Origin of the sequence: Streptomyces humi (assembly GCF_001005085.2) — a bacterium.
Classification (GTDB): Bacteria; Actinomycetota; Actinomycetes; order Streptomycetales; family Streptomycetaceae; genus Streptomyces; species Streptomyces humi.
In genome coordinates this window covers 1-20,094 of sequence record NZ_LBMU02000021.1, presented here as the reverse complement: position 1 = coordinate 20,094, position 20,094 = coordinate 1, and the positions used below count along the sequence as shown (strand labels likewise).

16 protein-coding genes and 3 pseudogenes are annotated in these 20,094 nt (G+C 69.5%); 15 read left to right on the top strand and 4 right to left on the bottom strand.

The annotated features are described in order from the left end of the window. Nucleotides 1-42 precede the first annotated feature (42 nt). Both AAW13_RS07610 and AAW13_RS07605 read right to left on the bottom strand, forming a co-directional pair. On the bottom strand, nt 43-1,443 hold the full coding sequence (locus AAW13_RS07610) for a sensor histidine kinase (protein WP_046726413.1): 1,401 nt from the start codon (nt 1,441-1,443) through the stop codon (nt 43-45). A gap of 166 nt (nt 1,444-1,609) precedes the next feature. Further along, a complete protein-coding gene (locus AAW13_RS07605; protein ID WP_046726412.1) occupies nt 1,610-2,800 on the bottom strand; it encodes a sensor histidine kinase in 1,191 nt (396 codons plus the stop codon). 252 nt (nt 2,801-3,052) lie between these two features. Here AAW13_RS07605 and AAW13_RS07600 point away from each other — a divergent pair, with 252 nt between their 5' ends. The 12 genes and pseudogenes from AAW13_RS07600 to AAW13_RS47370 all read left to right on the top strand — a co-directional run. Next, the gene (locus AAW13_RS07600) at nt 3,053-3,463 is read left to right on the top strand and encodes an NADH-quinone oxidoreductase subunit A (protein ID WP_046726411.1); all 411 of its coding nucleotides are present in this window, start codon (nt 3,053-3,055) and stop codon (nt 3,461-3,463) included. Beyond that, entirely contained in the window at nt 3,454-4,050 is a 597-nt protein-coding gene (locus AAW13_RS07595) for an NADH-quinone oxidoreductase subunit B (RefSeq protein WP_046726410.1), read from the top strand. The genes AAW13_RS07600 and AAW13_RS07595 overlap by 10 nt, the downstream gene beginning before the upstream one ends. Further along, nucleotides 4,047-5,819, top strand: a complete 1,773-nt coding sequence (locus AAW13_RS07590) for an NADH-quinone oxidoreductase subunit C (protein WP_063777033.1) — start codon at nt 4,047-4,049, stop codon at nt 5,817-5,819. Before AAW13_RS07595 ends, AAW13_RS07590 begins: the two co-directional genes overlap by 4 nt. After that, nucleotides 5,816-6,784, top strand: a complete 969-nt coding sequence (locus AAW13_RS07585) for a complex I subunit 1/NuoH family protein (protein WP_046726409.1) — start codon at nt 5,816-5,818, stop codon at nt 6,782-6,784. Before AAW13_RS07590 ends, AAW13_RS07585 begins: the two co-directional genes overlap by 4 nt. After that, the gene (locus tag AAW13_RS07580; protein WP_046726408.1) at nt 6,784-7,356 is read left to right on the top strand and encodes a NuoI/complex I 23 kDa subunit family protein; all 573 of its coding nucleotides are present in this window, start codon (nt 6,784-6,786) and stop codon (nt 7,354-7,356) included. The genes AAW13_RS07585 and AAW13_RS07580 overlap by 1 nt, the downstream gene beginning before the upstream one ends. A gap of 5 nt (nt 7,357-7,361) precedes the next feature. After that, on the top strand, nt 7,362-7,994 hold the full coding sequence (locus tag AAW13_RS07575; RefSeq protein ID WP_046726526.1) for an NADH-quinone oxidoreductase subunit J family protein: 633 nt from the start codon (nt 7,362-7,364) through the stop codon (nt 7,992-7,994). Next, nucleotides 7,994-8,380, top strand: a complete 387-nt coding sequence (nuoK, locus tag AAW13_RS07570) for an NADH-quinone oxidoreductase subunit NuoK (protein WP_046726407.1) — start codon at nt 7,994-7,996, stop codon at nt 8,378-8,380. Before AAW13_RS07575 ends, nuoK begins: the two co-directional genes overlap by 1 nt. Further along, a complete protein-coding gene (locus AAW13_RS07565) occupies nt 8,377-10,371 on the top strand; it encodes an NADH-quinone oxidoreductase subunit 5 family protein (RefSeq protein WP_046726406.1) in 1,995 nt (664 codons plus the stop codon). The genes nuoK and AAW13_RS07565 overlap by 4 nt, the downstream gene beginning before the upstream one ends. Before the next feature lie 6 nt (nt 10,372-10,377). Beyond that, nucleotides 10,378-11,952, top strand: coding sequence for an NADH-quinone oxidoreductase subunit M (locus tag AAW13_RS07560; protein WP_046726405.1), 1,575 nt, complete (start codon nt 10,378-10,380; stop codon nt 11,950-11,952). After that, the gene (locus tag AAW13_RS07555) at nt 11,949-13,475 is read left to right on the top strand and encodes an NADH-quinone oxidoreductase subunit N (protein ID WP_046726404.1); all 1,527 of its coding nucleotides are present in this window, start codon (nt 11,949-11,951) and stop codon (nt 13,473-13,475) included. The genes AAW13_RS07560 and AAW13_RS07555 overlap by 4 nt, the downstream gene beginning before the upstream one ends. A gap of 226 nt (nt 13,476-13,701) precedes the next feature. Next, entirely contained in the window at nt 13,702-14,565 is an 864-nt protein-coding gene (gene htpX, locus AAW13_RS07550) for a zinc metalloprotease HtpX (RefSeq protein WP_046726403.1), read from the top strand. After that, nucleotides 14,562-14,720: pseudogene (locus tag AAW13_RS47370) on the top strand (YccF domain-containing protein); the annotation flags it as partial. The gene htpX and the pseudogene AAW13_RS47370, both read left to right, overlap by 4 nt. On the opposite strand, the gene AAW13_RS07540 reads toward AAW13_RS47370, so the two are convergent. Beyond that, nucleotides 14,656-16,572 carry a recombinase family protein gene (locus AAW13_RS07540; protein ID WP_240528557.1) on the bottom strand — a complete coding sequence of 639 codons (1,917 nt, stop codon included), beginning with the start codon at nt 16,570-16,572 and terminating at the stop codon, nt 14,656-14,658. The pseudogene AAW13_RS47370 and the gene AAW13_RS07540 overlap by 65 nt on opposite strands. Nucleotides 16,573-16,824: 252 nt before the next feature. Here AAW13_RS07540 and AAW13_RS44750 point away from each other — a divergent pair, with 252 nt between their 5' ends. Further along, nucleotides 16,825-17,013, top strand: coding sequence for an IS3 family transposase (locus AAW13_RS44750; RefSeq protein WP_167391690.1), 189 nt, complete (start codon nt 16,825-16,827; stop codon nt 17,011-17,013). Beyond that, nucleotides 16,992-17,555 (top strand): annotated as a pseudogene (locus AAW13_RS07535) (IS3 family transposase); the annotation flags it as partial. The gene AAW13_RS44750 and the pseudogene AAW13_RS07535, both read left to right, overlap by 22 nt. A gap of 100 nt (nt 17,556-17,655) precedes the next feature. Here the strand turns inward: AAW13_RS07535 and AAW13_RS07530 are convergent. Further along, on the bottom strand, nt 17,656-18,150 hold the full coding sequence (locus AAW13_RS07530; RefSeq protein WP_046726401.1) for an ATP-binding protein: 495 nt from the start codon (nt 18,148-18,150) through the stop codon (nt 17,656-17,658). A gap of 1,345 nt (nt 18,151-19,495) precedes the next feature. On the opposite strand from AAW13_RS07530, the pseudogene AAW13_RS07525 reads away from it, so the two are divergent. Beyond that, nucleotides 19,496-20,094 (top strand): annotated as a pseudogene (locus AAW13_RS07525) (IS5 family transposase); the annotation flags it as partial.

The window sequence follows — 20,094 nt, the reverse complement described above, 5'->3', positions numbered from 1 at the left end:
CCACTCGAGTGCGGGGGCGGCGGCCGTCACCCCCAGGGTCCTTCAGCGCCGCCAGGGCAGCTCCGCCGTCACCCGGGTGGGGCCGCCGGCCGGCGAGTCCACCACCAGGATCCCGTCGACCGCGTCCAGCCGCTCGGCCAGCCCCGCCAGCCCCGACCCGCCGGACGTGTCGGCGCCGCCCACCCCGTCGTCCACGACCTGAAGCATCAGCCGGTCCTCACTGCGCCACACGTCCACCGACGCCTCGCGCGCACGCGCGTGCTTGCTGACGTTCTGGAGCAGCTCCGACACCGTGAAGTACGCGATCCCCTCGATCGCCGCCGCCGGCCGCTCCACCAGGTCGACCTCCACCCGCACCGGCACCGTGCACCGCGAGGCCACCGAGGACAGTGCCGCGTCCAGGCCCCGGTCGGTCAGCACCGCCGGATGGATGCCCCGGGCCAGGTCCCGCAGCTCCTGCAACGCGGTCTTCACCTCACCGTGCGCCTCGTCCACCATGCGCGCCGCGACCTGCGGATCCTCCCGCAGCTTCTCCTTCGCCAGCCCCAGGTCCATGGCCAGTGCCACCAGCCGCGCCTGCGCCCCGTCGTGCAGGTCCCGCTCGATCCTTCGCAGGTCGGCGGCGGCCGTGTCCACGACCACCCCGCGGTCCGACTCCAGCTCCACCACCCGCGACGCCAGCCGTGACGGCCCCAGCAGCCCGTGCACCATCACCCGGTCCACCATCGTCAGCGCCCGTACGATCCACGGCGTGGCCAGCGTGAACAGCAGCCCCACCAGCGCCGTCACGGTGATCTCGAACGGGTTGTCGAGATAGACGCTGTGGTGCGCGTCGCCGTACAGCTGGATCCCGCCCTGCCCGGCGTACACCGGGAAGACCCAGAACCACAGCGGATACGTCAGCAGGGCCCAGCCGTACGCCCAGAGGTTGAGCGCGACGACGAACGAGAACATCGACCACGGGAACTGCAAAACCGCGTACAGCAGATGACGCCAGGACGTGCCGCTCTTCAGCACCGCGCCCATCCAGGCGAAGAACCCCGGCTTGCGCATCCGCACCGGTTCCGGGTCCGCCACCCGCAGTTTCAGCAGCCCGCGCGCGCGTGCCCGCTCCAGTGCTCCGAAACCCCGGCACCCGGCGAGGGCCACCGCCAGCAGCGGAATCCCGACGAAGGTCACCAGCAGCCCCACACCCAGGGACAGCATCGTCACGGTCCACACGAACAGGGCGACACCGATCGGAAAGCCCAGCAGCACATAGCCGAACTCACGCCAGCTGCGCGCCTCGAACGGCGCCCGCAGGACGGCGGGCACCCGACGCCGACGTCCGCCGTAGGGCTCGCTGTCGCCATACGACCCATACGACCCATACGACCCGTGCGACCCGTGCGACCCGTTCTGCGAGTAGTCGTACCCGTGTCCCTGCCCGTACTCCGTGGCCATCGCCGCCGTCCCGTCCTGTCCTGTTCCAGTCACATCGGCCCTGTCCTGCCGTACCTCCACCCTGCTGTGCCTCGCACGCGCGGACCATGGAGTCCGTCGGCGTCTCGGACGGGGGGTTTTCCCCACCCCACGCGTCCTCCCCACGCGTCCGCCCCGCCCGTCCGACCTAGGACCGGTCGCGCCAGGGCAACTCGGCGGTGACCGTCGTCGGACCGCCTTCCGGGGAGTCGACGACGAACAGGCCGTCGACCGCGCCCAGCCGGTCCGCGAGCCCTCGCATCCCGGTGCCGCGGTCCAGGCTCGCCCCGCCGCGACCGTCGTCCCACACCTGGATCAGCAGCCGGTCCTCGGTCCGCCACACGTCGACCGCGGCGCTGCGCGCACCGCTGTGCTTACTGATGTTCTGAAGCAGCTCGGAGACGGTGAAGTAGGCGATGCCCTCGATCGCGGGCGCCGGCCTGGCCGGCAGGTCCGCGGTCACCTGCACCGGCACCGTGCACCGCGAGGCCACCGAGGACAGCGCCGCGTCCAGGCCCCGGTCGGTCAGCACCGCCGGATGGATGCCCCGGGCCAGGTCCCGCAGCTCCTGGAGGGCCAGCTTCACCTCACCGTGCGCCTCCTCGACCATCACGGCGGCCGCGTCCGGATCCTCCAGCAGCTTCTCCTTCGCCAGGCCCAGCCCCATCGCCAGGTTGACGAGGCGGGCCTGCGCGCCGTCGTGCAGATCCCGTTCGATCCGGCGGAGATCGGCGGCGGCCGTGTCCACGACCACCCCCCGGTCGGACTCCAGTTCGGCGATCCGGCGCTCCAGCTCGTCGGACGGCGACAGCAGACCGCGGACCATCGCCCGGTCCACGTTCGCGAGCCCGCGCGCGATGAACGGCAGCACCGGCCACAGCACGAACAGCGAGGTCAGCGTCACGCAGAAGGTGAGGACGCCCCAGGGCAGCCGGATGAAGTCGTACAGCAGCGTCCGCCAGCCCACCGGATCCTTCAGCGTCATCCAGAGCCGCTGCGAGCCCCCACCGCGCTTGCCCCACGGCATCGGCGTCGGCTCGTCCACCCGCACCCCGAGCAGCCCGCGCGCGCGTGCCCGTTCCAGCTTCCCCAGCTGCCGGGCGCCCAGCAGGGTGGCGGCGAGCAGCGGAATGCCGATCACCGTGAGCGTCAGGATGCCGCTCACCCACAGCGTCGTCGTCACGTACACGAAGCCGAACAACGACATCGGCAGGTTCAGCAGAAGGTGCGCGATCTCCTTCCAGGTGTGACCGTCGTAGGCGAAGCGCACGGGCGGCAGCCGCTCACGGTCGTCTCCGCCGTCGACGGAGCTGAGGGATCGGGGTACGGGTGCGGTCATGTGCGCCAGCGTGCCGTGTGCCGTGACGCCGCGCCATGGAGTTCGCCGCCCGGGTCACCCTGGGGAAAACCCCACCAGTGGGCTCCCGCATCATGTCCCACCGTGTGACGGCCTGCTTACCGTGTCTTTATCAGGGCCTAGACTCCCGTGCGTACAGATCGTCGAATCGGGAGTCGGCCGAGGTCACGGACCGAGGTCGGGACGACGGGCCGGGCCGGGCGCGCTGCCTGTCGAGGGAGTGAGGGACGGACGATGCGGGAGACGGTGGGTGGCGAACCGACCGTGGCCGTCGCGGCGGGCTACTTCGCGTCCTACTCGGTCGTGGGGCTGCTGACCGTTGTCGGCGTGCTCTTCGTCGCCGTCGCCTTCGGGGCCGGCCGGCTGCTGCGCCCGGTGGTCCCCACCCCCGAGAAACTCCTCACCTACGAGTGCGGCGTCGACCCCGTCGGCGAGGGCTGGGCCCACACCCAGGTCCGCTACTACGTCTACGCCTTCCTCTACGTCATCTTCGCCGTCGACTCGATCTTCCTGTTCCCCTGGGCGACGGTCTTCGCCGCCCCCGGCTACGGTGCGGCCACGCTCGTGGAGATGTTCATCTTCCTCGGCTTCCTCACCGTCGGCCTGCTGTACGCATACAAGAAGGGCGTCCTGACATGGACGTGATGCCGGAGCCCGTCCCGCTGCCGGAGCCGCAGAGGCTGGGCGCCCTCGCCCGCCTCGCCCCCGAGCCGATGAAGGTCGTCCTCAACTGGGGCCGCCGCTACTCGCTCTGGGTCTTCAACTTCGGCCTCGCCTGCTGCGCGATCGAGTTCATCGCCGCGTCGATGGCCCGCCACGACTTCATCCGCCTCGGCGTGATCCCCTTCGCGCCGGGTCCCCGCCAGGCCGACCTGATGGTGGTCTCGGGCACGGTCACGGACAAGATGGCCCCGGCGGTCAAGCGCCTGTACGAGCAGATGCCCGAACCGAAGTACGTCATCTCCTTCGGCGCCTGCTCGAACTGCGGCGGGCCGTACTGGGACTCCTACTCCGTCACCAAGGGCGTCGACCAGATCATCCCCGTCGACGTCTACGTCCCCGGCTGCCCGCCGCGTCCCGAGGCCCTCCTCCAGGGCATCCTGAAACTCCAGGAGAAGATCGCGGCGGAGTCCCTCCGCGAGCGCTACGGCACCCAGCGCCCCTCTGCCGCGGCCCTCCAGAGCGGCCTGGTGCGCCCCCCGGCCCCGGCGGAGGAGGGGGACGCGCGATGACCGCCCCGACCGGCTGGCTGCCGGCCCCCGTAGAGGAGCTCTTCGGCCCCGACGCGACAGCGGAGGAGTCGTACGGGGTGCTGACGGTCGACGTCCCGCCGTCCTCCTGGCTCGCCGCCCTGGAAGTCGCCCGTAGGACCCTCTCCTGCACCTACTTCGACTGGCTGAGCGCGGTCGACGAACCCGGCACCGGCTTCCGCGTCTCCGCCCACGTCGTCGCGCTCGCCCCGGTCCGCCGCCTTCTGCTGCGTACGACGGTGCCGCACACCGCCCCCGAACTCCCGTCCGCCGTCGACGTCTACGCGGGCGCCCGCTGGCACGAACGCGAGACCCACGAGATGTTCGGCGTCCGCTTCACCGGCCACCCCGGCCTCGACCACCTCCTCCTCCCGGAAACCTTCGAGGGCCACCCCCTGCGCAAGGACTTCGTCCTGGCCGCCCGGGTCGCCAAGGCATGGCCCGGCGCCAAGGAACCGGGCGAGTCCGACCACGGCGGCCCGAAGCGCCGCCAGATGCTTCCCCCGGGCGTCCCCGACCCCAATGAGTGGGGCCCCCTCAAGGGCCAGCTCCCGCCCGCCCCCGCCCGCCCGGCCCGTACCGCCGGCACCCGCCCGGCCGCCGCTGCCGGCGACCGCCCGGTACGACGCGCACGCACCGCGGCCCAGGGCTCGGCGAGCCAGGCGGCGGAGACGCCCGAGGCCGCGGGCTCCCGTGCTCCGGAGGCAGCGCAGCCCGAACCCGGGCCGACGACCACCCCACGCCGCTCCCGCACCGCCAGCGCCGGCTCCGCTTCCCAGCGGGCGGCTTCCACGGAGCAACCACCGACGTCTCCACGCCGGACACGCACGGCAAGCGCCGGATCCGCTTCCCAACGCCACGCTCCCACGGAGGAGACGACTCCGGAGCGTCCCGGCGCCGGGCGGACCGAGGCCGGGGGGGCTGGGGCCGAGGCCGGACGGACCGAGGCCGAGAGGGCCGGGGCCGAGGCCGCCGGGCAGACCGAGGCTGAGCAGACCGCGGTCGAGCGTCGCGAGGCCGGAGTGGAATCGACCGGCGCGGAACAGGCCGGAGCGGAGCAGGCCGGGGTGGAACCGACCGGGGCGGAACAGGCCGGGTTGGGACAAACCGGGTCGGAACAGACCACGGCCGAGCAGGCTGCCGTGGGAGAGGCCGTCTCGGGCGAGGCCGCTCAGGCGGCGGGGGGCCGGGAGGCGGGAACGCCGTCGGCTCATCGGGGTCCGCGTCGGGCGCGTACCGCCTCGAGCGGTTCCGCCTCGCAGCGCGCGGCGGAGACGGCGGCGGCGCCGGAAACGGCCACCCAGCCGCGGCCCTCGCGCAGCGCGGACGCGCCGTGGCACCACGCTCGCCCCGCTTTCGACGAGCCCGGACCGGCCGAGCGGCGCCCGGCGCCGACCGAGCCGAACGAATCGCCTGGGCCGACCGGGACCGAACCCGGAGCAGAAACCGGGGCCGAACCCGCGACCGAGAAGTCTCCGGTCTCGGACAGCTCGGCTTCTGAAGGCCCGGCTCCTGAGGGCCCAACCGGTGAACGCGCGGCCCCCGAAGCGACCGAAGCGACCGAAGCGTCAGAAGCGTCAGAAGCGGCCGACGCCTCCGAAGCGGTCGAAGCCTCCGCACCCGACTCCCCTCCTGACCTCGACGCCCCCGACAAGGTCACGCCAGACCAGGCCATCCACGAGCAGGCCGCCCCCGACAACGCCGATCCCGAACAACCGCCCCGTGACGACCGCCCAGGAGGCTCGCAGTGAACGACGCTCTGGACGTCGCCTTGCGACTCCTCGTCGTGTTCGTCGTCTTCCTTACCTTCCCCCTGATCGTCGGTCAGACCGAGCACAAGGTGATGGCCCACATGCAGGGCCGCCTCGGCCCGATGTACGCCGGCGGCTTCCACGGCTGGGCCCAGCTGATCGCCGACGGCGTGAAGTTCGCGCAGAAGGAGGACGTGGTCCCGGCGGGCGCGGACCGCCGTGTCTTCCAACTGGCGCCCGCGGTGGCCCTCCTCCCGTATCTCCTCGTACTGCTGGCCATCCCCATCGGACCCGGCGAGGGCGCCGTCGGCCAGGCCCTGGACGCGGGTGTGTTCTTCGTGCTGGCCGTCATGGGCGTCGGCGTCCTCGGCTCGCTCATGGCCGGCTGGGCCAGCGCCAACAAGTTCTCCCTCCTCGGCGGCCTGCGCACCGCCGCTCAGCTCCTCGCCTACGAACTCCCGATGCTGCTCGCCGCCGCCTCCGTGGCGATGGCGGCCGGCACGGTCTCCCTGCCGGGCATCGTCGGTGCCTTCCACTGGTGGTGGCTGCCCTGGCAGATCACCGGCGGACTGGTGTTCTTCGTCGCCGGGCTCGCTGAGCTCCAGCGGCCGCCGTTCGACATGCCCGTCGCCGACTCGGAGATCATCTTCGGCGCGTACACCGAGTACACCGGTCTGCGCTTCGCCCTGTTCCTGCTCGCCGAGTACGCCGGGATCGTCGTCCTGTGCGGTCTGACCACCGTGCTCTTCCTGGGTGGCTGGCACGGGCCGTGGGGCGCCGATGGTCTCGGCTGGCTGTGGACCCTGCTGAAGACGGCCCTCCTCGCCTTCGTCGTGATCTGGCTCCGCGTCACCTACCCCCGCCTGCGCGAGGACCAGCTGCAAAAGTTCTCCTGGACCCTGCTCGTCCCCCTTTCTCTCGCTCAGATCGCCCTCACCGGCATCGTCAAGGTGGTGATCTCCTAGTGGCCCCCATCCCCGGCTCCGGCCTCGCCAAGGGCCTGGCCGTCACCCTGCGCACGATGACCCGGAAGTCGGTCACCGAGCAGTACCCGGACGCGCTTCCCGACCTCCCGCCCCGTACCCGGGGCGTGATCGGCCTGTTCGAGGAGAACTGCACGGTCTGCATGCTCTGCGCCCGTGAGTGCCCCGACTGGTGCATCTACATCGACTCCCACAAGGAGACCGTCCCGGCGGCGGCCCCCGGTGGCCGGGAACGCAGCCGCAACGTGCTGGACCGCTTCGCCATCGACTTCTCCCTGTGCATGTACTGCGGTATCTGCATCGAGGTCTGTCCTTTCGACGCTCTGTTCTGGTCCCCCGAGTTCGAGTACGCCGAGACCGACATCCACGAGCTCACCCATGAGCGGGACAAGCTCCGTGAGTGGATGTGGACGGTCCCCGCACCGCCCGCCCTCGACCCCGGTGCGGAGGAACCGAAGGAGATCGCGGCCGCCCGCAAGACCGCCGAGAAGCTCGCCGCCGCGCAGCGGGAGCCGTCCGCCTACCGCGCCGAACCGGGGGAGGGGGAGTCGTGACCGCCATGACCCAAGCGCCGCACGGCTTCCTCTCTCCGACCGGCGTGGAGGTCGCCTTCCTCCTCGTCGGCCTGGTCACCTTCGGCGCCGCGCTCGTCACGGTGACCACGCGCCAGCTGGTGCACGCCGCTCTGTGGCTGGTGGTCGCCCTTGGGGGGCTCGCCGTCGAATACCTGCTTCTCACCGCCGAGTTCATCGCCTGGGTGCAGGTGCTCATCTATGTGGGTTCCGTCGTCGTCCTCCTTCTCTTCGGTCTGATGCTCACCAAGGCCCCGATCGGCCGCTCCCCGGACGCCGACTCCGGCAACCGCTGGTTCGCGCTGGCCGTCGCCGTGTGCGCGGCGGCCGCTCTGGTCTGGGTGGTCGTCGACGCCTTCCGTACCACCTGGATCGACCTGGGGGGCGCCGCCGCCGGCTCGACGAAGGTCACCGGTGCGAGCCTCTTCCAGAACTGGGTCCTGCCCTTCGAGGCCCTTTCCGTCCTCCTCCTCGCGGCCCTGGTCGGGGCGATCGTCCTGTCCCGGAAGGCCAATGCGGATCCGACCCCGCCTCCTGTGAACGGCCGAGCGGTCACGCAGAGTTCCCCCTCGGTCACGAATCGCGGAATTCACCCGATCGAGCAGGAAGGCGCCCGCTGATGCACCTCGCCGATCCCGCCGTTCTCTCCGCCCTCCTCTTCTGCACCGGCCTGTACGGCGTCCTCGCCCGCCGCAACGCGATCCTGGTCCTGATGTCGGTCGAGCTGATGCTCAACGCCGTCAACCTCAACCTCGTCGCCTTCGACGTCTGGCTGAGCAAGGCCGCCCGGGACACCCTGCACTCCGGCCAGGCCCTGACCCTGTTCACCATCGCCATCGCCGCCGCCGAGATCGGCATCGGCCTGGCGATCGTCCTCGCCGTCCACCGCAACCGCGGCACCGCCGACATCGACCGGCTCCGCGACACCGCCGAAGGCCACGAGGACGGCACGGCCGGCACGCCCACGGACGCGGCGGCCGACGAGAAGGCTGAGGCCACCGCGTGACCACGACCACCCTCGCCGTCCTCGTCCCTCTCCTGCCGTTCCTCGGCGCCGTGACCGGCCTGCTCCTGGGGCGCACGGCCCCCGGGTTCGTCCGCCCGCTCGCGGTCCTGCCGACGCTCGCCGCACTGGCCCTGGCCTGCACGGTCGCCGTCGACCAGGGCGGCGGCCGGGCCATCGAGACGCACACCGAACTCACCCCGACCGGTTCGGTCCCGATCGAACTCGCCCTGTACATCGACGGCTTCGCCGCCCTGGTAGCCGTCCTGGTCGCCTTCGTCGCCACCTGCGTACAGATCTACTCGACCGGCTACCTCCGCGACGACCCGCGCTACCCCTCGTATGCCGCCCTCGTATCCCTGTTCACCTCCGCGATGCTGCTGGTCGTCTACTCCGGCGACCTGATCGTGCTGCTGGTCGGCTGGGAAGTCATGGGCATCTGCTCCTACTTCCTTGTCGGCCACTACTGGGAGACCCCCGAGGCGCGTGCCGCCTCCATCAAGGCATTCCTGGTCACCAAACTCGGCGACGTGCCGTTCCTGATCGGCCTGTTCGCGCTGGCCACCGACGCCGGATCGTTCCGCGTCACCACCGTCCTCTCCACGGTCGCGCACGGCGGCCTGCACCACCCGGCCCTGGTCGGGCTGCTCCTCCTGTGCGGCGTGGCGGGCAAGTCGGCGCAGTTCCCGCTGCACACCTGGCTCCCCGACGCGATGGCGGGCCCGACCCCCGTCTCCGCGCTGATTCACGCCGCGACGATGGTCGCCGCCGGTGTCTACTTCGTGGCCCGTCTCCTTCCGGTCTTCGAGGCCAGCGCGGCCGTGATGGTCGTCCTCGCGGTGATGGGCGCCGTCACGATGGTGGGTTCTGGTCTCGCCGCCCTCGCCCAGGACGACATCAAACGCGTCCTCGCCTACTCGACGATCGGGCAGCTCGGCTACATGACCGGCGCCCTCGCCGTCGGCGACCGTGGTGCCGCCGTGTTCCACCTCCTGTCCCACGGCGCCTTCAAGGCGTTGTTGTTCCTCGCGGCCGGCGTGGTCATCCATGCCGCCGGCACCAACTCGCTCGCCGTCATGTCCCGCACGTCCGGCCTGCGGGACCGCGTCCCGGACGCCTACTGGACGATGACCGTGGCCCTGCTCGCGCTCGCCGCGATCCCGCCCTTCAGCGGCTTCTTCTCCAAGGAGTCCGTCCTCGGCGCCGCCGAGCACGCGACGACCGGTCACGCCGAGCACGTCCCCGGCAGCGCCGGCTGGATCGTCCTCGTGGCGGGCCTGGTCACCGCGCTGCTCACCGCCGCGTACGCGACCCGGCTGTGGCTGCTGGCCTTCCGAGGCCAGGGAGCCGAGGCCCCGGACCACGGCAGGCAGCCGCTGTCCATGACGGTGGTGCTGTGGGTGCTGGCCGTTCCGTCCCTCGCCTTCGGTGGCTTCGCCTACCGTTCACTGCCCGGCTGGTTCGACGGCCGTGCCCTCGCCCCCACCCTCACCACCTCGGTCCTCGGCACCGGCCTCGCGCTAATCGGCGGACTCCTCATCTACGGTGCCTGGCTGCGCACCCGGACGGCGGCGGCGCGGGTTCCGCTGGGCGCCGTCGCCGCCCACCCCGAGGGCGATGCGGCCCTGGTCGAGGCCGAGGCCATCGCCGCCCACGCTCCGGCGTTCGGCGACGTAGCCTACGCACCCGACCCGGCCGACCCCGGCCGGGCCCTGCTCGGCCCGCTGCACCGGCACGCGGCCGAGGGCTTCCACCTGGACGCCCTGTACGACGTGCTGTTCGTCCGCCCGGTCCTGGCCGCCGCGAGCCTCGTCCGGTTCCTCGACCGTGAGGTCGTCGACACCTACGTCCGCGGAGCGGGAGCCCTGCCCCGCCTGCTTGGCGCCGCCGTCCGGCGGGCCCAGACCGGCAACGTCCAGACCTATGTGAGCGCGCTGCTCGCCGGCACCGTCGTCCTGGCGGTCGCCGTCCTCCTCGTCGCCACGGGAGCGTGAGCAGGCGTGATCGATATCAGTGAATCCGTGATGCAGTTCCTTCTGGCATTGATCGTCGTCGGCCCGCTTCTGGGCGCCGTCGCCGCTCTGCTGCCCGCCCCGCCCGGACTGAAGGGCACGTCACCCGAGCAGGCCGTGCTCCGGCACGGTGTGACCGTCACCGGCGCGATCCTGCTCGCCGCGATCGTCCTCGCACTCGGCTTCGACCACGGCCATCCGTCGAGGATGCAGGCCACGACCGACATCAGCTGGATCCCCGCACTCGACGTGCGCATCCACCTCGGCATCGACGGCATCTCCCTCCCCCTCGTGGTCCTGACCGCGCTGCTGACCTTCCTCTGCGCGCTGTACTCGTACTTCAACATGCCCGCGGGCCCGTCCCCGAAGGCCTTCGTCGCGCTGCTGCTCGTCCTGGAGTCCGGCACCCTCGCGACCTTCGCCGTCCTCGACCTGCTGCTCTTCTTCCTCGCGTTCGAGACCGTGCTCATCCCGATGTACTTCCTCATCGCCCGCTGGGGCGGTGAGGGACGGACCCGGGCCGCCTGGAGGTTCATCCTCTTCACTCTGCTCGGGTCCGTCGTCATGCTGCTCGGCCTGCTCCTGATCGGAATCAAGGCGGGCACGTTCGACATGGTGGCACTCGCCACTGACAACGGCCGGTCACTGACCGCATCCGTGCAGGTCATCGCCGTTCTGGCGATCGGGATCGGACTTGCGGTGAAGACCCCGATGTGGCCCCTGCACAGCTGGCTGCCGGACGCCCACACCGCCGCGCCGACCGTCGGCTCGGTGATGCTGGCCGGTGTCCTGCTGAAGATGGGAACGTACGGGTTCGTCCGCATCCTGCTACCGGTCGCGCCGGACGGCTTCCGCACCTTCGCGCCCTACCTCGCCGCCCTCGCCGTCGTCGGGATCATCTACGGGTCCCTGGCCTGCCTGAACCTGGCCAAACGGGGTGCACGGGGCGACCTCAAACGGCTGATCGCGTACTCCTCCGTCGGCCACATGGGCTTCGTCCTGCTCGGCATCGCCACCATGACCCCGACCGGCGTCAACGGCGCCCTGTTCGCCAACATCGCCCACGGGCTCATCACCGGCCTGCTGTTCTTCCTGGTCGGCGGCCTGAAGGACCGCACCGGAACCACCGACCTGGACACCCTCTCCGAGAGCACCGGCGCCGCGCTGTACGGCAAGGCGCCGCGCCTCGGCGGGCTGCTGGCGTTCGCCGCCGTCGCCTCGCTCGGACTGCCCGGACTCGCCGGGTTCTGGGGCGAGATGCTGGCCCTGTTCGGTGCGTTCGAGCCAGCCGCCGGACTCAGCCGCCCGGCCTTCCTGACCTTCATGGCGATCGCCGCCTTCGGCACCCTGCTGATCGCCGCCTACATGCTGGCCGTGGTCCGCCGCGTCTGCATGGGCGCCGTACCGCAGGACGCGCCGCGGCTCGCCGACGTCCGCACGTACGAGTTCGCGGCCTGGACCCCCCTCGTCGTCCTCACCGTCGTCGCCGGACTGTGGCCCAGGGCCCTGCTCGGCCTGACCGACCCGGCCGTGCAGCAGCTCCTCGCAGGAGGCACCCGATGAGCGCCCTGGCCGCCCAGCCCCTGGCCGCGAACCTCGTCCAGTCCGTCGACTGGCTCGCCATCGCCCCGCCCACCCTCACCGCGGTCGTCGGTCTCGCCGTCCTGATCGCCGACCTGTTCGTGCCCGAAACGAGGAAACCGCTCCTCGGCTGGGTGTCGGTCGCCGGACTCGCAGCGGCCGCCGCCCTGTTGCTCCCGCTTCTGGACCACGATCGCAGCACCTTCTGCCTGAACGGCGCCCCGCGCGCGTGCAGCTACACCGCGGACCGGTTCACCCTGGTCGTGCAGTTCCTGGTCCTCGGCGGCGCCCTGCTCACCGCCCTGCTGTCCCTCACGGCTCTCAAGGACGGCCGGAGCCGCTACCCCCAGGGCGAGTTCTGGTTCCTGCTGCTCTCCTCGGCCGCGGGTGCCGCCCTGCTGCCCGCCTCCCGGGACCTCGCCACCCTGATCGTCGCCCTGGAGGTCGCCTCCCTGCCCGCCTTCGCCCTCGTCGGCATCCGGCACGGCGACAGACGGTCCTCCGAAGCGGCCCTGAAGTTCTTCCTGTCCTCGGTGACCGCGACCGCCGTCAGCCTCATGGGCGTCAGCTTCGTGTACGTCACCACCGGCAGCCTCTACCTCACCCAGGTCGCCGACCGTATCCAGCACGTCGACGGACAACTGCACACCCTCGCCCAGACGGGTGTCGTCCTCACCCTTGTGGGCTTCGCGTTCAAGACAGCCGCCGTGCCGTTCCACTTCTGGGTGCCCGACACCTACGTCGGCGCCCCGCTCCCGATCGCCTCCTACCTGTCGGTCGTCGGCAAGGCCGTCGGCTTCTCCGGCCTGATCCTGGTCACCGTCGTCGCCTTCCCGTCGTACGCCGACGTCTGGGGACCCGCGCTCGCCGTCCTGGCCGCCCTCACCATGACCGTGGGCAACGTCGCGGCCCTGCGCCAGCAGGCCACGCGCGCGTACAGCGCGGTACGACTGCTCGCCTGGTCGTCGGTGGGCCAGGCCGGCTACCTGCTGGTGCCGATCGCCGCCGCCGGATACACCGAGGACGCCCGGAAGACCGTCGGCTCCACCGTCGCCTACGCCCTCATGTACGCGGCCGTCAACCTCGGCGCCTTCGCGGTGGCCGCCCTGGTGGCGCGCACACGGCACCTGAACCGCGTCTCCGACTACCGCGGCCTGTACGCCAGCAACCCGCTCACCGCGCTGCTCCTGGCGTTCTTCCTGCTGTGCCTGGCCGGACTCCCGCCCGGCGTCATCGGACTGTTCGCGAAGGTCACCGTCTTCTCGACGGCCGTCGACGCGGGCCTCGGCTGGCTGGCCGTCGTCATGGCAGTCAACGTCGTGATCGCCCTCTACTACTACCTCCAGTGGGCGACCCTGCTGTTCCGCGCCCCTGAGGGCGAACCGGCCCAGCACGCCCTCCCGGCCCCCCTCACGGCCGCGCTCGCCCTCACCGGCGCCCTCGGCATCGCACTGTCCGGAGCACCGCAGCTGGTGCTGCGCTTCGCAGGCACCGGCCTGTTCTGACGCCCTCACGCGCGCGTGAGGGCGTGCCCGCGCATGGCGCGCCGTGCCTCACCCGGACGGCTCACGCGGCGCACAGCGGGCACAAGGGAACTAGTGGCCGCCGCCTGGCGTTGACCAGTGCGGGAGGGTCCACTGGACGTGGCACCACGACACCGGTGGCATCGCAGACCGGAAGGCAGCAGCGCAGGCAAAGGGTTCCCCTGCCGCACGACTTGGAGGGCGTACCGTGCACCGCCGGCACAACGGGCTCAGGACCGCAGTTCTCCTCGGGGGACTGTCGGCACTCATCATCGTCATCGGCAGCTTCTTCGGCCGGACGGGTCTGATCATCGCGGTCCTCGTCGCCCTCGGCACGAACGCGTACGCGTACTGGAACAGCGACAAGCTCGCGCTACGCGCGATGCGCGCGCGCCCGGTGAGCGAGTTCGAGGCCCCAGCCCTGTACCGGATGGTCCGGGAGCTCTCCACCCAGGCCCGGCAGCCCATGCCCCGCCTGTACATCTCCCCGACGGAGGCGCCGAACGCCTTCGCGACCGGCCGCAACCCACGCAACGCCGCCGTGTGCTGCACCGAAGGCATCATGCGCATCCTGGACGAACGTGAACTGCGCGGGGTCATCGGCCACGAACTGAGTCACGTCTACAACCGCGACATCCTCATCTCGTCGGTGGCCGGCGCCCTCGCCTCCGTGATCATGTTCCTGGTCAACTTCGCCTGGCTGATCCCCGTCGGCCGTTCGGACGACGACGACGGCCCCGGCTTCCTCGGCCTGCTGCTGATCATGATCCTCGGCCCGCTCGCCGCCTCCCTCATCCAGCTCGCCATCAGCCGCTCCCGGGAGTACGAGGCGGATGCCTCCGGAGCCCAGCTCACCGGCGACCCGCTCGCCCTGGCCAGCGCGTTGCGCAAGCTGGAGGCCGGCACCAAGCAGCTTCCGCTTCCTCCGGAGCCCCGGATCGAGACCGCGAGCCATATGATGATCGCGAACCCCTTCCGCCCGGGGCAGGGACTGTCGAAGATGTTCTCGACGCATCCGCCGATGGCGGAACGGATCGCCCGGCTAGAGAAGATGGCAGGTCGCCCTCAGTGAAGACCATCCTGAACGTCATTTGGCTCGTCCTGAGCGGCTTCTGGCTGTTCCTCGGGTACCTTCTCGCTGGCGTGATCCTCTGCATCACGATCATCGGCATCCCGTTCGGGATCGTCCCTCAGGGTGCAGCATCGCGCTCGGGTCGACTCGCCCTTCGATGATCATCGGCGGTAGGAGCTGAGGTTCGGGAAGAGGAGTCTGCTCCACGTCCGACAGCGCCGCGTTCACGCGGGTCCACGTGTCATCGGATGTCCAGGCGTTGAAGTGCTTCGAGGCCTGGATTGTGGCGCCGGTGTCCTTGATCACTTCAGGCCACGATTTGCCGGTACGTGCCTTGTAGAAGATGGCGTCCAAGGATCGGCGGACGGTGCCCCTGCGGCCCTTGGGCAGTAGGGGAGCGACCCTGGCCCATTCCTCGTCGGAGAGGCCGGCGACCGGGATTCCGAGACCACTGGTTGCGTACCAGGCCCGCACGGTGCACGGGACACCGCCACGTCGATCGTCCGGGACGGGCCCTGTGATCGTGACCTTCAGTTCCAGGATGGACAAGATGGCCGCTTGTTGCTCCGGGGCCATGTTCGGGAACGACTCCTTCGCCATGGCAGCCAGGGCGATCAGATCACGCGCACGCTGGTCCGACTCCTCCATCTCGGTCAGCCATTCGGCCGCTTCATCACGCAGATTCTGAAGCTGCTGGAGTTCCTCGTTCAGCACGGCCGTGGCTGTCTCGATGGCATCAGCTGACTTGCTCTGTTTGGCGGTGGCCACGATGACGGCGGCAATCGATGCGTTCATGCCCTCGATCTGCCGGTCAAGGTCGGCGATCCGGTCGCCCAGGGCGGCGGTGTCGCCTTCCGCCATCCCGATCCACTCGGCAGCCAGCGTCTGAAGTTTTTCGGTGTCGCTCGCGATTTCAGTGACGCGGGTCCAGACATGCGCCTCAAGAGCGTCAGCGTCGATGCGAGAGCAGCCGCATGACTTCTGGCTGAGATCCTTGGGCGCGATTCCGGTGCACCGGTAGAACCGGGCGTACTCACCGTCGATTTCGTTGCTCATCCCTGAGTACGTCCGCTGGCAGAGGCTCATGATTCGGCCGCTCAGCGGATAGAAGGAGAGTTGCCCGCTACTGTGCTTTGCGGTCTCGTCAACCTTGCGCCGTAGCTCAGCGCTCTGTTCCTCGGTCAGGATCCGAGGAAGCTCGATCCTGATCGAGTTACCCCATAGGGGGGTGCCGTCCTCGTCGGTCTTGGCATGCTTCCCGCGAAAGACGAGCACGGCATCAAGCACAGGCGTCGACATCACTCGATCACGGAGGTTGTCACGCGTCCAGGACTTGCCCGTGCGGGATTTGGTCCCCTCTGAGTTCAGACGGATCGTGGCTTTGCGGAGGTTGAGGCCCTCGCGGACGACCAGGTCGTACACGCGCTTGATGACCTTCGCCTCATCCTCGTCGACCACCAGGTACGAGCCGGGAGTTCCCTTGTTGGCGATGCGATAGCCGTAGGGAGGGCGCCCACCGATGTGCGCGGCCGGCGTGAGTTCTGCCTTCTCCTGCAACCCGCCCTGGGTGCGGTCTCGGATCGTCTCCCACTCGGTCTCTGCGTAGTCGGCATCGCGGCGCATCTTCTTGCGCCCCTCGGCCGTCGTGTTGTCGTAGTCGTCGGCGACCACGGCGACGTAAACGCCGATGTCTTCGAGGGCCCACACCCAACGCCAGAAGGCGCGGCCCTTACGACCGATCACACGGCCGTCCGGCACCACCACAATGTCGAACGGGCGCGGAGTCTGCTGAGCGTCATCCATGAGGCGTTTGAGATCACCTCGGGCAGCAGCTTCCAGGGACCCCGAGACTCCCTCGTCCTTGTAGGTCCCGGCATGCGCCCACTGCTTAAGCGCGATGTGCCTTGTTGTCTTGCGGCTTTGCCTGGCTACGCCGTAGCCCTTCTTCTGCTCCTCGGTCGAGACGCGGAGGTAGTCGACGGCACGCAGCGAGCGTGTGCCGACCACCCGAGCAGTGGTCCCGATGGGTGAGCGCAGGGCTGTGCTTTTATTGGACACGTCGACTCCCAATCAGTCGGCCAGCCCCGGGGCGGTGCCAGCCGCTGCCGGGGCGTCTGTCTCTAACTCCACTTTACTGCCACATACTGACGTCTCATCAGGTCTTCGGTTATTTCGTAGGCGCCTGGTTCGGGGTCCGAAGAGGGGCCTTGACCCCTGATCTTGGACACACGAGACAGGCTCGCTGCCCGGATACGGGCCGTGCACCGGGAATCGGACGGCACCTACGGCGTCCCCAGGATCACTGCCGAGCTCCGCGAGGACGGTGATCGCGTCAACCACAAGCGGGTCGCGCGCGTGATGCGGAGCATCAATCTCGCAGGCGTGCGGCTGCGTCGCCGCCACCGCACCACGGTCCCGGACCCGTCCGCGGCGAAGGCCCGGACCTGATCGGCCGCGACTTCACCGCGGCCGAGCCGAACACGAAGTACGTGGGTGACATCACGTATCTCCCCGTGGACGGCGGGAAGTTCCTCTACCTGGCCACCGTCATCGACCTCGCCTCGCGCCGCCTCGTCGGCTGGGCGATCGCCGATCATATGCGGACCGATCTCGTCACCGACGCTCTGATCGCCGCTGAACGCACCCGCGACAGCCTGACCGGGGCGATCATGCATGTCGATCACGGGGCCCAGTACACGAGCCGGGCCTTCGCCGACGCCTGCCGCAGAGCCGGCGTCCGCCAGTCCATGAGCGCGATCGGCTCCAGCGCTGACAACGCACTCGCGGAATCGTTCAACGCAACGTTCAAACGCGAAACACTCCAGGGCCGCAAGCACTGGTCGAGCGAGCGCGAGGCCCGCCTCGACGCGTTCCGCCGGCTCCACCGCTACAACACAAGACGCCGTCACTCCCGCCTCGGACACCGCAGCCCCATCGCCTACGAAACAGCACTCCGAGAAGCACCAACTACCCCGACCCAAGCCGCATAAGCCGTGTCCAGGATTCGGGGTCAAGCCCCGATCTGCCTCCGGCCCCTGACTGCCGCCCCGCTGGCGCGGATGGGGCGCTGGATCGGCAGCCTGGAGATCATCAGGACGAGCCGAGTCCGACTGTGTCGTCACGATCGAAGCGGCACCAGACCGTTTTGCCGCCGCCTGGTTTCGGCGTCCACCACACCGCCGTCGCCATCCGCTGGGCGAGCATCAGTCCACGGCCGCTGTCGGCCAGGACCGCCTCCGAGAACTCCGTCACCAACTCGGGCGAGTAGAAGTCGCCCATGGGCAGCAGCGGGGGCGTGGAGTCCTCGTCCGCAACCCCGAAGAACAGCCACTTCGGGTAGAGCTTGAAGGTCACGTCGATGCGCCGAGCGCCACCGGCATGGGCCCGGCAGCGATCCGGCACAGCGTGATTCACCACGTTGCCGACCAGCTCCGTGACGAGCAGCCGTGCGTCATACATGACGTCGTCCGGAACCGCGCCACGAAGAAACACGGACGTCGTGTCACGCGCGATGCGTCCCGTGCTGTTGCACTCGGCGAAGAGCGTCAGCGTCAGAAAGTGTCCGACGGACGGATCCGGCGCCACGAACCAGTGCGCATACGCGTCTCAAGACTGATTCCTTGAAGACCGAGGCCCTAGAAAAGTTTGAAGCTCTGGTCAAGATGCCTATCAGGAATCCGGCCAGGGTCATCTTTGCAACAACACAGCCTGTCTCAGACGAGTTCAAGAAGCGAATGAATGAAGTGCCGAATGCAGAGCTGATGGTTCGCAGTAACTTGTACGACGACTAGGGCGGGAACTCTCCGCCTTGGCCCGCGAACGCGTCACCGAGCCGAACTTCCGCCCGCATCGCCCAAGGCGCGACAGGGCTGTTGGACGAGCCGTGCACGCACAGCCAGAGACTGCACGTGCCGCCCTCTGTGCGGACCAGCCGTAGCTCGCCGGCATTTGCGTACTTCGGCAGAACCGGTACCTCCCCCGCCGAGGCGTCGCCGACGAAGAATGCCGGCTCGGATGGGGGAACGAGTCGAATTTGTCCGTCTGTTTCAGACGCGAACTCGCCTCCTGGGCCTTTCGTGCCCTTGCCGGAAATACCGACGGCGCCTTCACCGCGGACTCCATGGCCATTTGCACTCGCGCCATTGGACTCCGTCGCTCGTGCTGCTCATGCCGTGGACGCCGTACAACGAGACGGACGTACCAAGAACACCCTGCCCAGACTTGCTGTTGCCAGTGACAGCGGCCGACGTCTGGCTTACGCCAATCAGCTCAGTAGTAGTCATGGCTCACCCTGCTGTCGCTACGTGATCACGGCGCTTCCACGCTAAGCGGACTCCGCCCAATCCGACAATTGAAGCACTCCACCCGGGGGGTGCCGATGATTTGGCAGGGTGCTGTCCTTGCACGGGTACCGGCTGGCCATCCCGATCGGGGGCGCGTTGCATATGGTCGGGGGAGGACACCACCGAAGCGTCGCGTGAAGCGAAGTCACGGGGTGGCGTAAACGGTTTTAGCTTCGTCCCGTAGTTCCAGCGGCTGCGTCGTGGACGGCCTCGTCCATGCGCCACCACGTGTCAACGGAACCGTGGTTCAACAACCGGACGTTGAAGTCAAGGGGGAACTTCTGCCACTGCCGGTTCCTGATGCAGGACGTATCTCCGGCAAGCGGTTCGCAAAAAGGTTTGTTAGCGAGGCTTGACGCGGATCAAGCCGTTGTTCCTCTCGCGGGCGGCAGTCAGCCGTAGGAACGACGGCTTGTCCCACGTCACGCGGTCGCGCTTCCACTAGTAGCGAGCGGACACAGCCCGCGGCCGATGCAGGAGGAACCGGGTCATCGCCATCTACCACGTTGTGACCGGCCTTGTGGTGCACCAATCAAACCGTGGACTCTAGGCAGTTTCGTTTGGATCAGTCGGTCGTTGGTCCGGGTGTGCCGTTAACAGATGCGCAGTGGGCGCGGATCGAGCCGTTACTCCCGGACCGGACGCCGCAGCGGGGTGGTCGCTGGCGGGATCACCGGGAGGTGATCGACGCCATCGCGTTCAAGTTCCAGACCGGAACGCAGTGGGTCCACCTGCCGGAGAAGTACGGCAACTGGCGTGGCGTCTACAACCGGCTGCGGATGTGGGCCCTCGACGGCACCTGGGAGCGCGTCTTCACCGCGCTGATGGCCCAGGCCGACGCCGATGAGGACCTGGCTTGGGCCGTGTCGGTGGACTCCACGATCGTGCGGGCTCATCAGCACGCGGCCGGAGCCCGTAAAAAGGGGCCCCGGCCGACGAACCGGCCGACCACGCCATCGGCCGGTCCCGGGGCGGGCTGACCACGAAGATCCACCTCGCAGCCGACGGCCGCTGCCGGCCCCTCGCGTTCGTCCTCACTGCCGGACAGGCCGGTGATGCCCCCGCCTTCACCGACGTCATGGCCCGCCTGCGCGTTCCCCGGCGACACGGTCGTCCGCGCACCCGACCGGACGTGGTCCTGGCGGACAAGGCCTTTTCGTCCCGCGCGATCCGCGACCACCTGCGC